The sequence below is a fragment of the Stenotrophomonas maltophilia group sp. P373 genome (assembly GCF_053295075.1).
This window is the reverse complement of the sequence record NZ_CM129994.1, coordinates 2,570,395-2,584,631: the sequence shown is the minus strand read 5'-3', so window position 1 is coordinate 2,584,631 and position 14,237 is coordinate 2,570,395. Positions and strand designations below refer to the sequence as shown.

Annotated in this window: 13 protein-coding genes; 10 read left to right on the top strand and 3 right to left on the bottom strand. The window is 66.3% G+C overall.

What is annotated here, in order from left to right:
- The first annotated feature begins 231 nt into the window (after nt 1-231).
- Nucleotides 232-990 (top strand): SDR family NAD(P)-dependent oxidoreductase, encoded by a 759-nt coding sequence (locus tag ACSYHF_RS12005; RefSeq protein ID WP_134956074.1) that lies wholly within the window; start codon nt 232-234, stop codon nt 988-990.
- Between the two features lie 129 nt (nt 991-1,119).
- Complete coding sequence (locus ACSYHF_RS12000; protein ID WP_049422814.1) at nt 1,120-1,569, top strand: MgtC/SapB family protein; 450 nt, start codon at nt 1,120-1,122, stop codon at nt 1,567-1,569.
- A gap of 70 nt (nt 1,570-1,639) precedes the next feature.
- On the opposite strand, the gene ACSYHF_RS11995 is transcribed toward ACSYHF_RS12000, so the two are convergent.
- A complete protein-coding gene (locus ACSYHF_RS11995) occupies nt 1,640-2,032 on the bottom strand; it encodes a hypothetical protein (RefSeq protein WP_049422813.1) in 393 nt (130 codons plus the stop codon).
- A gap of 239 nt (nt 2,033-2,271) precedes the next feature.
- Here ACSYHF_RS11995 and lldP point away from each other — a divergent pair, with 239 nt between their 5' ends.
- The 5 genes from lldP (at nt 2,272) to ACSYHF_RS11970 (ending at nt 8,590) form a co-directional block, all read left to right on the top strand.
- Nucleotides 2,272-3,930, top strand: coding sequence for an L-lactate permease (gene lldP / locus ACSYHF_RS11990; RefSeq protein ID WP_134956075.1), 1,659 nt, complete (start codon nt 2,272-2,274; stop codon nt 3,928-3,930).
- A gap of 53 nt (nt 3,931-3,983) precedes the next feature.
- On the top strand, nt 3,984-4,748 hold the full coding sequence (gene lldR, locus ACSYHF_RS11985; protein WP_005417039.1) for a transcriptional regulator LldR: 765 nt from the start codon (nt 3,984-3,986) through the stop codon (nt 4,746-4,748).
- 4 nt (nt 4,749-4,752) lie between these two features.
- Nucleotides 4,753-5,892, top strand: a complete 1,140-nt coding sequence (gene lldD, locus ACSYHF_RS11980; RefSeq protein ID WP_262220925.1) for an FMN-dependent L-lactate dehydrogenase LldD — start codon at nt 4,753-4,755, stop codon at nt 5,890-5,892.
- On the top strand, nt 5,889-7,595 hold the full coding sequence (gene dld / locus ACSYHF_RS11975; protein ID WP_447575688.1) for a D-lactate dehydrogenase: 1,707 nt from the start codon (nt 5,889-5,891) through the stop codon (nt 7,593-7,595). The genes lldD and dld overlap by 4 nt, the downstream gene beginning before the upstream one ends.
- A 110-nt stretch (nt 7,596-7,705) precedes the next feature.
- On the top strand, nt 7,706-8,590 hold the full coding sequence (locus ACSYHF_RS11970) for a hypothetical protein (RefSeq protein WP_188239353.1): 885 nt from the start codon (nt 7,706-7,708) through the stop codon (nt 8,588-8,590).
- Nucleotides 8,591-8,688: 98 nt separating this feature from the next.
- Here the strand turns inward: ACSYHF_RS11970 and ACSYHF_RS11965 are convergent, their stop codons facing one another.
- On the bottom strand, nt 8,689-8,985 hold the full coding sequence (locus tag ACSYHF_RS11965) for a hypothetical protein (RefSeq protein ID WP_005417035.1): 297 nt from the start codon (nt 8,983-8,985) through the stop codon (nt 8,689-8,691).
- A gap of 169 nt (nt 8,986-9,154) precedes the next feature.
- Here ACSYHF_RS11965 and ACSYHF_RS11960 point away from each other — a divergent pair, with 169 nt between their 5' ends.
- Together ACSYHF_RS11960 and ACSYHF_RS11955 are read left to right on the top strand one after the other, a co-directional pair.
- Nucleotides 9,155-9,814 (top strand): decarboxylase, encoded by a 660-nt coding sequence (locus ACSYHF_RS11960; RefSeq protein WP_447575687.1) that lies wholly within the window; start codon nt 9,155-9,157, stop codon nt 9,812-9,814.
- Nucleotides 9,815-9,882: 68 nt separating this feature from the next.
- The gene (locus tag ACSYHF_RS11955; protein WP_053499550.1) at nt 9,883-10,662 is read left to right on the top strand and encodes a CDP-diacylglycerol diphosphatase; all 780 of its coding nucleotides are present in this window, start codon (nt 9,883-9,885) and stop codon (nt 10,660-10,662) included.
- On the opposite strand, the gene ACSYHF_RS11950 is transcribed toward ACSYHF_RS11955, so the two are convergent.
- On the bottom strand, nt 10,659-11,294 hold the full coding sequence (locus ACSYHF_RS11950) for a GNAT family N-acetyltransferase (RefSeq protein WP_134955676.1): 636 nt from the start codon (nt 11,292-11,294) through the stop codon (nt 10,659-10,661). The two genes, ACSYHF_RS11955 and ACSYHF_RS11950, sit on opposite strands and share 4 nt — an antisense overlap.
- A gap of 179 nt (nt 11,295-11,473) precedes the next feature.
- Between ACSYHF_RS11950 and ACSYHF_RS11945 the strand changes: the two genes are divergently transcribed.
- Nucleotides 11,474-14,200, top strand: a complete 2,727-nt coding sequence (locus ACSYHF_RS11945) for a TonB-dependent receptor plug domain-containing protein (RefSeq protein WP_262220930.1) — start codon at nt 11,474-11,476, stop codon at nt 14,198-14,200.
- The last annotated feature ends 37 nt before the right edge of the window (nt 14,201-14,237 follow it).

Sequence of the window (14,237 nt, the reverse complement as noted above, 5' to 3'; positions counted from 1 at the left end):
GATAAGGTCAAAACGATTGGCGATTACGGCCAAAGTTAAAATGCCGAAGAACATACGCCGGCGTTTTGCACGCATATCCGTACGTAGTTCCATACATAAACTGCGGTTGAGGTTTCATGGCTGGAACGATCTGGAGATGCGATGTCAGCCCGACCATCACGGGCGTGCGCGTAGGGTGGGTGGGTTGGCTGTTGCAGGCCACTTTGATACCCCCACCGATGGAGAATGGAGATGATTGATTACCAGTTGACCGGCAAGACCGCGATCGTGACCGGCGGCGTGTCGGGCATCGGCCTGGCCGTGGCCCAGACGCTGGCCGCATCCGGTGCCCGTATCTCGGTCTGGGACCTGAAGCAGGATGCAGTGGATGCCACCGTGGCGCAGTTGCGCAGCACCGGCACACAGGCCATCGGCATCGCGCTGGACGTCACCGACGACGCGGCGGTGGAGGCAGCGGTGCAGCGCACGATCAAGGAACTCGACGGCCTGCACGTTGCGGTCAACAACGCCGGCATCAGCGGGCCGGCGGCCAGCAGCGGCGACTATCCGATTGATGGCTGGCAGCGCGTGATCGATGTCAACCTCACCAGCGTGTTCCTGTGCCAGCGTGCGCAGATCCAGGCCATGCGCGCGGCCGGCACGGGCGGCAGCATCATCAACATGGCCTCGATCCTGGGCCAAGTGGGGTATGCCGGTTCCACTGCGTACGTGGCGGCCAAGCACGGCGTGGTCGGGCTGACCCAGACCGCAGCGTGGGAACATGCGGCTGACGGCATCCGTGTCAACGCAGTGGGGCCGGGCTTCATCAGCACACCGCTGCTGGAGAAGATGGACCCGAAGGTGCGCGCCACGCTGGAAGGGCGGCACGCGTTGAAGCGGCTGGGTACGCCGCAGGAAGTGGCCGCGTTGGTAGCCTGGCTGGCCAGCGACGATGCCTCGTTCGCGACCGGCACGTACTACGCCATCGATGGTGGCTACCTCGCGCAGTGATGCGCTGAACGCGGGTTACGGGGTCGCCGGGCATCGCCCGGCGCTACCGGGTGAACGCACTGTGGGGTGGCCTTCACCTCTGTGCCACGCATTCCACGCGACGCTCAGGGAAATTCCCGGAGCCTGCCCATGGAACTTACCCAGGATGTCTCGATCCTGCTGCGCGTAGCCGCAGCGATGCTGTTCGGCGGTGTGCTCGGTGTCGAGCGGGAAATGGGCAAGCACGCCGCCGGCCTGCGAACGCACATGTTGATCGCCGGGGCCGCCGCGTTGATCGTCGGTCTCGGCGACTCGGTGGCCGAACATTTCCAGCAGGAGCGTTACCGCGACCTGTTGCAGGTCGATCCGGTACGCCTGATTGAAGCGGTGGTGGCCTGCGTCGGCTTCGTGGCCGCCGGCACCATCCTGCGCGGCTCACGCGAGGACCAGGTCAGCGGCCTGACCACGGCCAGCTCGTTGATCATGGCGGCGGCCATCGGGATCGCGGTGGGGATCAGCAAGTACGTGATCGCCATCGGCGTGAGCGTGCTGTGCGTGCTGGTGCTGGCGGTGATGCGGCGGTTGGAGAAGAAGATCTAAGGGGTTGAGGGAGTGGGATCAGAGTCCCTTCGGGGGATCTGATCGTGATTCCAAGGCGGAGTTGAAGCAGTCAGGTCTGCTGCGAAGTGTTGCGCTGCAGGATGGCCAGTGCTCTGGCCAGCATCTGGTCAGGAACATCCGTCGTAGCGCCGTACAGATCTGCGATTCCCACTTCAACGCAGGAACAGATCAGGTCATTCAACTCCTCGTGCTTGTCTGTGGCGATCTGCCCCAACAGAGATGGCGGCAATGGATCGCCTCGACCCGCGATCTGAAGCTCTGAGCCTGCCTGATCCCAGTCTGGCAGGGCCATGGGTTCGCCCGAATCCGGATATGCGCGCAGGTGGGCGATGAGCGCATCCAAGCCTGCATGATTGAGAAGGTTCGCTTCAGCGTAGCCGGCCAGGCAGTCAGCTGCCTGTTGCTGCATGGACTGCAGGTCGCGGGTGGGGGCGAGTGTCATTCGTGTACCAGAGATGGGGCAGGATCCAGTGTGGTGGATGCGCGCCACGGTCTCAACCGTCTTAATGGTCGTACCAATAATTGATTCTAGCCCTATGGTCTAATAGGCTCTTCGCGCAATCAGCGGTTCAATCTGCGTCCAGTGGCTCCATAAATCCATTATTGGTACGACCAATAATGCTGAAGCCCATGACCGCCCACCCCTGCGGTGTTGAACCCGTCCCCCAGTCGAGAGTCTTCATGCAGCCCTGGCAACACCTGTACGACCCCGCTGGCAACCTGTGGTTGTCGAGCCTGATCGCGCTGCTGCCGATCGCGTTCTTCTTCGTTGCCCTGGCCGTGCTGCGCATGAAGGGCTGGCTGGCCGGCACGATCACCGTGGCCATCGCACTCGGCGTGGCCCTGCTGTTCTACCGCATGCCGGTGCCGCAGGCGCTGGGCGCGGCCGGCTTCGGTTTCGTCTACGGCCTGTGGCCCATCGCGTGGATCATCATCGGTGCGGTGTTCCTCTACAAAGTTTCGGTCAAGACCGGGCAGTTCGACATCATCCGCGCCTCGATCCTGTCCGTGACTGAAGACCAGCGCCTGCAGATGCTGATGGTCGGTTTCGCGTTTGGTGCCTTTCTGGAAGGCGCGGCCGGCTTCGGTGCGCCGGTGGCGATCACCGCAGCGCTGCTGGTCGGGCTGGGCTTCAAGCCGCTGTATGCCGCCGGCCTGTGCCTGATCGTCAACACTGCGCCGGTAGCGTTCGGCGCGATGGGCATTCCGATCATCGTGGCAGGGCAGGTCACCGGCCTGGACGCATTCGAGATCGGCCAGATGGCCGGCCGCCAGCTGCCGTTCCTGACCATCATCGTGCTGTTCTGGATCATGGCGATCATGGATGGCTGGCGCGGCATCAGGGAAACGTGGCCGGCGGTGCTGGTTGCGGGGGGCTCGTTCGCCATCGCGCAGTACCTGACCTCCAACTTCATCGGCCCGGAACTGCCGGACATCACCGCGTCGCTGGCGTCGCTGGTGTGCCTGACCCTGTTCCTGCGCCGCTGGAAGCCGGTGCGGATCTTCCGCTTCGATACCGAAACCAGCGCCGAGGCGGCCGCACAGGCACTGGAAGCGCCCCGCTACAGCGTTGGCCAGATCGCCAGGGCGTGGTCGCCGTTCCTGATCCTCACCGCGATGGTCACGCTGTGGAGCATCAAGCCGTTCAAGTCGCTGTTCGCGGCGGGTGGCCCGCTGGAAAGCTGGGTGCTCAAGATCCCGGTGCCGGGCCTGGACCAGATGGTGCAGAAGATGCCGCCGATCGTGGATGCACCGTTGAGCTACGAAGCCGTCTACAAGTTCGACTGGTTCTCGGCCACCGGTACCTCGATCATCCTCGCTGCGGTGATCGCGATCATCGCGCTGCGCATGCCGGCCCGTTCGGCGCTGCGCACCTTTGGCGAAACCGTGCGCGAGCTGCGCATGCCGATCTACTCGATTGGCATGGTGCTGGCGTTCGCCTTCATCGCCAACTACTCGGGACTGTCTGCCACGTTGGCGCTGGCATTGGCGCACACCGGCGACGCGTTCCCGTTCTTCTCGCCATTCCTGGGCTGGCTGGGCGTGTTCCTGACCGGTTCGGATACCTCGTCCAATGCGCTGTTCTCGGCCCTGCAGGCAACCACCGCGCAGCAGATCGGCGTGTCCGACGTGCTGCTGGTGGCGGCCAACACCACTGGCGGTGTCACCGGCAAGATGATCTCGCCGCAGTCGATCGCCATTGCCTGCGCAGCGGTCGGCCTGGCCGGCAAGGAATCGGATCTGTTCCGCTTCACGGTCAAGCACAGCCTGATCTTCACCACGATGGTCGGCCTGATCACCCTGGCCCAGGCTTACTGGCTGACCTGGATGATTCCCTGAGCCATGCGCGGCTGGCCGACCACCCGCTGCGCGCTTCGGGCCACAATGGCGCCATGAGCACGCAACGTATTTCGGACAAGGTGGCTGCGCAGCTGCGCGGCCTGGTGCAGGAACAACAGCTGCGGCCGGGCGACCGGCTGCCGGCCGAGCGCACCCTGGCGGTGCAGCTGGGGGTCTCGCGCACCGCGCTGCGCGAGGCCATCGCGCAGCTGGCCAGCCAGGGCCTGTTGACCGCACGGGTCGGTGGCGGCACCTACGTGGCCGAGCCTGCGGCACGCGCGCGGCAGGCGCTGGATGAACCGCTGGCGCCGTACCTGCCGCTGTTCCAGGGCGACCCGGAATACCGCTTCGACGTGCTGGAGATCCGCCACGCGCTGGAAGGTGCCACCGCCTGGCATGCGGCGCTGCGTGCCACCGACGAGGACCGCGCGCGCATCGCACAGGCCTTCCAGACCATGATGGACGCGCACGGCAAGGACGACCCCACTGGCGAGGCGGAGGCCGACGCGGCCTTCCACCTGTCCATCGCCGAGGCCTCGCACAACCTGGTGCTGCTGCAGGTGATGCGCGGGCTGTTCGAACTGCTGCAGACCAACATCTCGCAGAGCCGCGAAAAGCTCTACACCTCGGCGAGGACCTTCTCGCCGCTGTCCGACCAGCACCGCGAGATGATGGATGCGGTGCTGGCCGGCGACCCCGAACGCGCGCGCGCCGCCGCGCATGCCCACCTCGAGTTCGTGCACACCACGCTGCGCACCCTCGATGACAACGAAGCCCGGCGTGCGCGGGCCTCGCGCCTGCCTTCCCCCCACGGTTGACCCCATGATCATCTCCGCCTCCACCGATTACCGTGCTGCTGCCGAACGCCGGCTGCCGCCGTTCCTGTTCCACTACATCGATGGCGGCGCGTATGCCGAGCACACGCTGAAGCGCAACGTTTCCGACCTGTCCGACATCGCGCTGCGCCAGCGCATCCTGCGCAACATGTCCGACCTGAGCCTGAAAACCGAGCTGTTCGGCGAAAAACTGGCGATGCCGGTGGCGCTGGCGCCGGTCGGCCTGACCGGAATGTATGCGCGGCGCGGCGAGGTACAGGCGGCGCGCGCGGCCGACAGCCGCGGCATCCCGTTCACCCTGTCCACGGTGTCGGTGTGCCCGATCGAGGAAGTGGCACCGGCCATCCAGCGGCCGATGTGGTTCCAGCTGTACGTGCTGCGCGACCGTGGCTTCATGCGCAACGCGCTGGAGCGGGCGCAGGCCGCCGGCGTGACCACGCTGGTGTTCACCGTGGACATGCCGGTGCCGGGCGCGCGCTACCGCGATGCACACTCGGGCATGAGCGGCCCGAATGCCTCGCTGCGCCGTATCGGCCAGGCCATCACCCATCCGCACTGGGCGTGGGACGTGGGCCTGTTCGGCCGCCCGCATGACCTGGGCAACATCTCCAACTACCGCGGCAACCCGACCGGGCTGGAGGACTACATCGGCTGGCTGGGCAGCAACTTCGATCCCTCCATTTCCTGGAAGGACCTGGAGTGGATCCGCGAATTCTGGAAGGGCCCGATGGTGATCAAGGGCATCCTCGACCCGGATGACGCGCGTGATGCGGTGAAGTTCGGTGCCGATGGCATCGTGGTCTCCAACCACGGTGGCCGCCAGCTGGACGGCGTGCTGTCCACCGCACGCGCACTGCCGGCCATCGCCGACGCGGTGCAGGGCGACCTGAAGATTCTCGCCGATTCGGGCATCCGTACCGGCCTGGACGTGGTGCGCATGCTGGCGCTGGGTGCCGACACCGTGCTGCTGGGTCGCGCCTTCGTCTATGCGCTGGCTGCGCAGGGCGAAGCCGGGGTGGCCAACCTGCTGGACCTGATCGCCAAGGAAATGCGCGTGGCGATGACGCTGACCGGCGCGCGCCGCATCGCCGACATCGGCCGCGATTCGCTGGCCAGCCTGCCATGAGTGGCCACGGTGCGGTGCTGGCGCAGTTGCGCGATACGGTCGGCGGTCGCCATGTACTGACCGGTGACAAGGCCACGCGCCGCTTCCGTCGCGGCTACCGCTTCGGCGATGGCCCGGTACTGGCGGTGGTGCGTCCGGGTACCTTGCTGGAACTGTGGCACGTGCTGCAGGCAGCGGTGCAGGGCGGCGCGGCGATCATCCTGCAGGCGGCCAACACCGGCCTGACCGGCGGCTCGACCCCGGACGGCGATGACTATGGCCGGCCGATCGTGCTGGTCAACACGCTGCGCCTGACCGGCATCCAGTTGTTGAACGAAGGCCGCCAGGTGCTGTGCCTGCCCGGTGCCACGCTGGACCGCCTGGAGCAGACGCTGGCCCCGCTGGGTCGCGAACCGCATTCGGTGATCGGCTCGTCCTGCATCGGTGCCTCGGTGCTGGGCGGCATCTGCAACAACTCCGGTGGCGCGCTGGTGCGACGTGGCCCGGCCTACACCGAGCTGGCGCTGTATGCGCAGGTCGATGCGCAGGGCCAGTTGCAGCTGGTCAACCATCTGGGCATCGCGCTGGGTGATACGCCCGAGCAGATCCTGCAGCGCCTGCAGGCCGGTGACTACACGGCCGCCGACGTGGGCGATGGCGACGGCCGTGCGGCTTCCGATCCACGCTATGCCGAGGAAGTACGCAAAGTCGGTGCCGATACTCCCGCACGCTTCAATGCGGATCCCAGCCGCCACTTCGAGGCAGCGGGATCTGCCGGCAAGCTGGCAGTGTTCGCGGTGCGCCTGGACACCTTCGAGAAGGAGGCTGCCGAGGTCTTCTATATCGGCAGCAATCGCACCGACAGCCTCACCGCGATCCGTCGCCAGCTGCTGACCGGCTTCGAGCGCCTGCCGATCGCGGGCGAGTACATTCACCGCGATGCCTATGACATCGGCGAGCGCTACGGCAAGGACAGCTTCCTGCTGATCGATCGCCTCGGTACCTCCCGTGTGCCCGCGGCGTTCGCATTGAAGAGCCGCGTCGATGGCTGGTTCGAACGGCTGGGCCTGCGCGGGGTGACCGACCGGGTGATGCAGGTGCTGACCGGCCTGCTGCCCTCGCACCTGCCAAAGCGCATGGGCGAGTTCCGGCAACGCTACGAGCATCACCTGTTGCTGAAGGTCTCTGCCCAGGACGCTGCGGAAACCGAGGCCTGGTTGCGCGGGTTCTTCGCCGGGCACGAAGGCGGCTATTTCCACTGCACGGCCGAGGAGGGACGCAAGGCGTTCCTGCATCGCTTCGCGGTGGCCGGTGCGGCAGTCCGCTATCGTGAAGTGCATCGTGAGCAGGTGCAGGACATCGTCGCGCTGGATATCGCATTGCGCCGCGACGATACGGATTGGTTCGAGCAGTTGCCGGCCGATATCGACGGCCGCCTGCTGCACAAGCTGTACTACGGCCACTTCCTGTGCCACGTGTTCCACCAGGACTACATCGCGCGCAAGGGCGAAGACCCGGTGGCGATCGAGCATGCGATGTGGGCGCTGCTGGACCAGCGTGGCGCCGAGTATCCGGCCGAGCACAACGTCGGCCACCTGTACCCGGCCAAGCCGGCGCTGGCAGGTTTCTACCGGCAGCTGGACCCGAGCAATACCTTCAACCCGGGTATTGGCCACACTTCGAAGGCGAAGGGGTGGGGCAGCTGCGATTGCAGTGGGCATTGAGGACGGACAGGGCAGTCGAGCGTGGCTCGACGCTACAAGGGCGATGCCGGGCAGGTCCGCCGCCGTCCGGGTAACGGTTACCATCGGAATCCCAGCCACAGGAGCCGCCCATGCCTTCCATTCCCGTCCGCGCCGCCCTGTGCGCTGCATTGCTGGCGACCCCGCTGCTGGCGCTGGCGCAGTCTTCTATCCTGCCGCAGCAGCGCGATGCCGCCGGCAACGTGATGGAACCGCTGGGGCAGGTGCTGGAACAGGGCGGGCAGGGCGAAGTACGCACGCAGTACTGCACGCTTGATCGTGTCTGGTGCGTGCGTGTGCAACCGGTGGCCGAGGACGGTGATCGGCCAACGACGCTGGAAGTCTCTGAACGGGTGGCCGGCGAAAGCGAAGCGCATACCTACCACGTCAGCATCGACGTGCCGCAGGAAAGCGAGCTGTCGCTGTGGCCGTGGATCGTGCGCCTGGCTCCGGGTATCGGCAGCGATGAGCCGGTGACCGACCCGCAGCATCGCGCCCACCAGAATGTGCTGGTAGGCGGCATCGTCAAGTTCAGCACCATGTACTCCGGTGGAGGTGCCGACGCGTCCACGCTGCAGTTGGCACGCGTGCGCCACCTGCAGGACGACATCCAGGTGGACGACGACGTGCTGACGGTGCCATGGCTGGGCAATGCGATGATCCGTGCGTGTTTCAGCGAGCAGGACATGAAGCAGCGCGCAGGCGCCTGCCACGACGAATACGGGTTCTCGGCCAGGCTCGGGCTGGATCCGGTGGCCGAGGGCATGCCGGTGCTGCGCTACCAGACGGTGGCAACCCGCTTTCCGGCGGGCGTTTCGCGTTTCGAGGATTCGCTGGCCAAGGGCCCGCTGAAGAAGAAGGACCTGCGCACCGAGCAGGACCCTGTGTGCAGCTACACGCGGCTGTTCCGCTTCGGGGAGGGGATGTTCCACCCCGACCAGGCGCTGCCGGACTGCGCGGGGTATACCGAACCCTGAGCCCTGGAGAGCCGAGCCATGCTCGACTCGGGTTCTCGCGTGGCCCGACCGCAGAGCAGCCGAGCGTGGGCTCGGCTCTACAAAAACTGAGGCGGCGCTTACTCGCAACGGGTAGCGGTGATGATGTTGTCCTTGTCCACGTACACGCGCAGGCGATCCTGGCGGATGTCCTTCGTGGTGATGGTGCTGGGGCCGATCGGGTTGACCAGGCCGGCGCCGCTCTCGCTGGACAGGCGGCGGATGTTGGGTTCGTTGGCCGGCTGGCCGATTGCCCAGCCCAGCTGGCTGGCATCGCAGTGGCCGGTACCCTTGACCTGCGGGCCAGGGGTGCTGACGCAGGCCGACAGCAGCAGGGCCGACGCAGGCAGTAACAGGGACAGACGGAAGGCGGACATGCGAGCGCTCCTGCGCAGGGAAGATGGCGGAACGATAGCACCCGTCGCGCGAAAGGCGTCAGCACTCCGGTCATTGCCGGCACAGCGTGGTCATTGCATAGTGGGAGGGATGGCTGGCAGCACGCCAGCGGGCAGGCCGGGCCATTCCGGTGCAGGTGTTGGATACGCTATGACGGCAGGCAGTTTGCGCGACAAGCGCAGGGCGAGAAGAGTACTGGCAGTGTCGGTGCTGGGCGTGGCGTTTGCCGCCTCTGCCATCGAGCCGACGCCGGACGCCGCTGCGAAAGCGCCGGTGTTCGGTGCCTGGCGCAACCTGCAGACCGAGGCAGGCTACGCACCCGCCCAGCGCAACCTGGCGTTCGCGATGCTGCCGCAGGCCGCCACCCGCGGCGATCGATTCGCCATTGTCGATCGTGAGGGCAAGCGCGCGGTGTGCTGCCTGCAGGTGGCCAGCCCGTCGCTGGGCGTGGCCGCACTGCGCGAGCAATACCACCTGCCACAGGCCTGGGTGACCGACCTCAGCAATGGCCGCAGCCCGGCACGCCCCTACCTGCCGCACGTCTATGCGATGCAGCGCGTGGATGAACTGGCTGACTATGGTTTCACCGATGTGCCGGGGGCCTACAGCGACCTGGGGGGGCTGCTGATTCCCGAAGGTGCCGCGCTGGAGGCCGATGGCAGCGCCGTGCGCCTGGGTGATGACCGTTATCCCCTGCATTTCCAGCGCCAGCCGCACGCCGAAGATGATGGCGCACTGGACCGCTACACCCTGCAGGCGGGCGACGGCGTGGCTCCGATCGTGGTTGAAGTGCCGTTCGGCACCTACTGATTGCAGCACCGCGCTGGCTAGAATGCAGTGCGGCGCCGCCTGCCGTGCCTGTTCCGTGAGTCGCCGCCGTGTCCCTGCGCTCGTTGCTGCTGTCGCCGCTGCTGCTGTTGTCCGCCTGTGCGAGCGCGCCGCCTCCGCCGCCCGTCCATTCCGATGCGCTGTGGCGCCTGATCGAGCGTGACTGCCAGGCAGCTGACGGCCCGCGCGGCAGCTGCCTGCGGGTGGAGACGGCGGCCGGCCGCCGTGACGTGCTGGTCAAGGATGCACACGGTGACTACCAGTTCCTGCTGATGCCGCTGGACAAGGTAAGTGGCATCGAGAACCGCGGTCTTTACCAGCGTGGGGCGCCCAACTATTTCGCGGCCGCCTGGCAGGCGCGCGCGCACACCGAACAGGCCCTGGGCCAGCCATTACCGCGCAACGTAGCCAGCCTGGCGCTGAATTCACCGCACGGACGGTCGCAGCACCAGTTGCATATCCATGTCGATTGCCTGCGCACGGACGTGCTGCAGGCCCTGGATGCACACGCCGGCGCCCTGGGGCCACGCTGGTCACCGTTGCCGGTGCTTCTGCGCGGGCATCAGTACCAGGCCTATCTGTTGCCCGGTGCGGAAATGACCGCCAATCCGCTCAACCTGCTGGCCTATGGCCTGAGCGGCGTAGGCGATGTGGGCCAGTGGAGCCTGGTGGTGGCCGGACGCGATGACGTGCAGGGTGGCCCCGGCTTCATCCTGCTGGCCACCCGCGTGGATGCCGCCAGCGGCAACGATGCCAGCGGCGAAGAACTGCAGGATCACGCCTGCACGGTGCTGACCGGCGCGGGTGCGGCACTGGAGCGGGTGCGCTAGCCGATCCGCTGCAGGTGGCTGCGCCACGCTGGCGCGGTAAGCGCCAGCAACTGGCGGTCATGCCATCCCTCGGCGTCCAGGTGGAAGTCGCGCAGGATGCCTTCACGCATGAAGCCCAGGGCCTGCAGTGCCTGGGCGAAAGGGGTGGTGCAACCCGGTGGCAGCAGTACGAAGATGCGATGCAGGCCGACATTGTCGAACAGGAACGGGCACAGCGCGCGCAGTGCGGCCTGTGGATGGGCGTTGCGGTGCTGCAGCGACTGCAGTTCTGCGCAGCGCGAATGCAGTGACTGCAGGCGGACATGCAGTTGGTCGTGCAGGATGCCCTGCGCGTCGTCGAACACGCCCAGTACCAGCAGATCGTTGTCTTCCTGTAGGCGTGAACGATGGACGCTGGCAAGGAAGCGGGCCTCTTCATCAATGCCGTAGGAAGGCCGTTGGCCGCGCTGGCGACGGTCGTCGAAGTTGCGCCAGCGCGGCAGATCGGTGCGCTGGAAGGAACGCAGGGTGATGGGCGTTGCCTGGAGGTGCAGCAGGTGGCGGCGCAGGACGGGGCGCAGCGGGGCGAGGTGAGTGTAGGTGGCGCGGTTGGTCATCCATGCACGATGCGTATCGGAAGCGCGCCAGACCATGCAATTCATTGCAAAAGTGTGGCGGTGCCGTGGGTCCGTCTGATTCGGTTCAGGCATAAGGCCATCAGGCCTGGTCATTTCCGTTGAAACCACCCATTCAGGACACTTTCGTTACGGGATCGTTATGTGCCCCACAGGCCGCTCCCGCTACCACCCGCCCAACTCCCCCCAGGAAGCCCATGTCCGCCTCCCCCAAGGCGCTGCGCCCGCGTCCGCTGGTGCTCGCACTGTCGTCCCTGATGCTGGTTTCGCTGCCGGCCTTCGCGCAGGAAAGCGCGCCCACCACATTGCAGGAAGTGAAGGTCACCGGCTCGCGCATTCCGCGCGCCAGTGTCGAGGGGCCCTCGCCGGTGACGGTGATCAGCCGCGAGCAGATCGACGCGCAGGGCTACCGCAATGCCTTCGATGCGCTGAGCGCGCTGACCGAGAACACCGGCAACGTGCAGGGCGAGGACTTCGGCAATACCTTCACCCCGGCCGCCAACACCATCAACCTGCGCGGGCTGGGCCCGAACCGCACGCTGGTGCTGGTCAACGGCCGCCGCCAGGCCGACTATCCGCTGGCCTACGAGGGCTCGGTAAACGTGGTCAACCTGGCCAACATCCCCAGTGCGCTGATCGAGCGCATCGAGGTGCTGGCGGCCGGTGCGTCGGCGGTGTACGGCTCCGATGCCATCGCCGGTGTGGTCAACATCATCCTCAAGGACCGCTTTGAAGGCGTGGACGTGAACGTGCGCGCCGGCGGCACCCAGCAGGGCGGGGGTGACAACCAGCGCGCGCAGGTGGTCGGTGGCAGTTCCGGCGAGCGTTGGGATGCGCTGTTCGGCTTCGAGTTCGACGTGCGCAAGGCGATCCACGCGCGCCAACGCGACTTCATGGATTCACTGGACGATGATCCGGCCGGCAAGGCGCCGCAGGCGACCGCGATCGCCTATCGCCGCAATGCTGCCACCGGCCGCAACATCGATCCGGGCGTGAGCGGCTGCGACGCAGCGTCGGGCATTTATGGCGGCAGCGTGTTCCGTGCCAACAACCCGCGCCAGGGCTGGTACTGCGGCAGCAACGAGGCCGCCGCCAGCTACTGGACCGTGCAGACCCAGAAGCGCAACCTCAATGGCTATGGCCTGTTGACCTTCCACGTCAACGACACCACCGACCTGTTCGCCGATGTCGCCGTGGGCAGCGCGCGCATCTACAACAACACGCGCGCGCCGACCTGGACGTCCTCACGCAACTACTTCTACAACCAGAACAGCGGGAACCTGGAGAGCTGGTACCGCCGCTTCGCGCCGGAAGAAATCGGTGGCCTGCCGCGCAATGCCAATCGGTTCCTGGAGAACTCGTGGTCGTTCAACGTGGGCGCACGCGGCCAGATCGGCGACAGCGGCTGGGACTACGAGGCGGTCTACAGCCGGTCGCGCTACGAGAACCGAACCCGTCGCCCGGTGCTGCTGGCCGGCATCAACGAGTACCTGCTGGGCCCGAAGCTGGGCGTGCGCAATGGCGTGGAGGTCTATGCGCCGGACCCGGTGCGCCTGTTCAAGCCTTTGACTCCGAACGAGTATGCGGGCCTGTCCGACTATCAGGAAAGTCGCAACGCGGCGTGGCTGCAGACCTTCAGTGCCAGTGTCAATGGCCGCCTGTTCGCACTGCCGGGCGGCGATGCTGCGCTGGCCGCAGTGGTCGAGGCCGGCAGCCAGGGCTACCGCAACCGCCCGGACCCGCGGCTGGGCACCGGCGAGTTCTGGAACACCAGCGCCGGTATCGGTGCCGGCGGTGATCGCGATCGCTATGCGGCCGGCGTTGAACTGCAGTTGCCGTTGCTGCAATCGCTGACCACCACGCTGGCCGGCCGCTACGACCAGTACCGCGCAGGCGGCGAGCACATCGGCAAGGCGACCTGGAGCTTCGGCGTCGAGTTCCGCCCGATCGAGAGCCTGTTGATCCGCGGCTCTGCCGCGACCAGCTTCCGTGCGCCGGACATGAACTACGTGTTCGCCACCGAGACCCGCGGCTACAACCCGGGCATGACCGATTACTGGCGCTGCCGTACTGCAGGCCAGTCGTACGACAACTGCGACTACAACGGCCTGTCGATCGACTACAGCAACCGCGCCAACGCACAGTTGCAGCCGGAAACCGCAAAGTCGTACGGCTTCGGCGTGGTCTGGTCGCCGCTGTCCGGGCTGGATTTCAGCGCCGACTACTACGACATCCGCATCGACAACGAGGTGACCAGCCTCGATACCAGCCGTATCCTGCGTGACGAGGCCGATTGCCGCCTGGGCCGCACGCTGGGCGGCGAAGCGCGCGATATCGGTTCACCGCTGTGCCAGGACGCACTGTCGCGGGTGATCCGCAATCCGTCCAACGCCACGGTGCAGCCGGACCAGGTGACCCGCGTGCTGATCAATCCGATCAACGCGGCCTCCGAATCGGTGCGCGGCCTGGACCTGAAGGGCAACTGGCGTTTCGATGCCGGCCGCTATGGCCGCTTCACCACGCGCCTGGCCTACACCGTGGTGCTGGAGCACAAATACCGGCAGTTCTCCGATGATCCGGAGCGTGACATCCGCAATTCGCTGGATGATTACCAGTGGCGCAGCAAGGCTAACGGCAGCATCACCTGGAACCAGGGTGACTGGACCACCACGCTGTACGGCAATCGTTTCGGTTCACTGCCGAAGACCGATGGCAGTGGTCGCATCGCGCCGTACATGACCTACAACGCCAGCGTGTTCCGCCAGTTCGGCGAGAACCTGTCGGTGGGCGTGATCGTCAACAACCTGCGTGACAGCCGCCCGCCGGCAGACAGGAACGGGGGCGGCTGGCCGTTCTACCCGGTCGGCAACTACGACCCGTATGGCCGCCAATACTGGCTGCAGCTGGACTACCGGTTCCGCTGACCGGGCGGGCAGACAGAAGGCCCGGCAATGCCGGGCC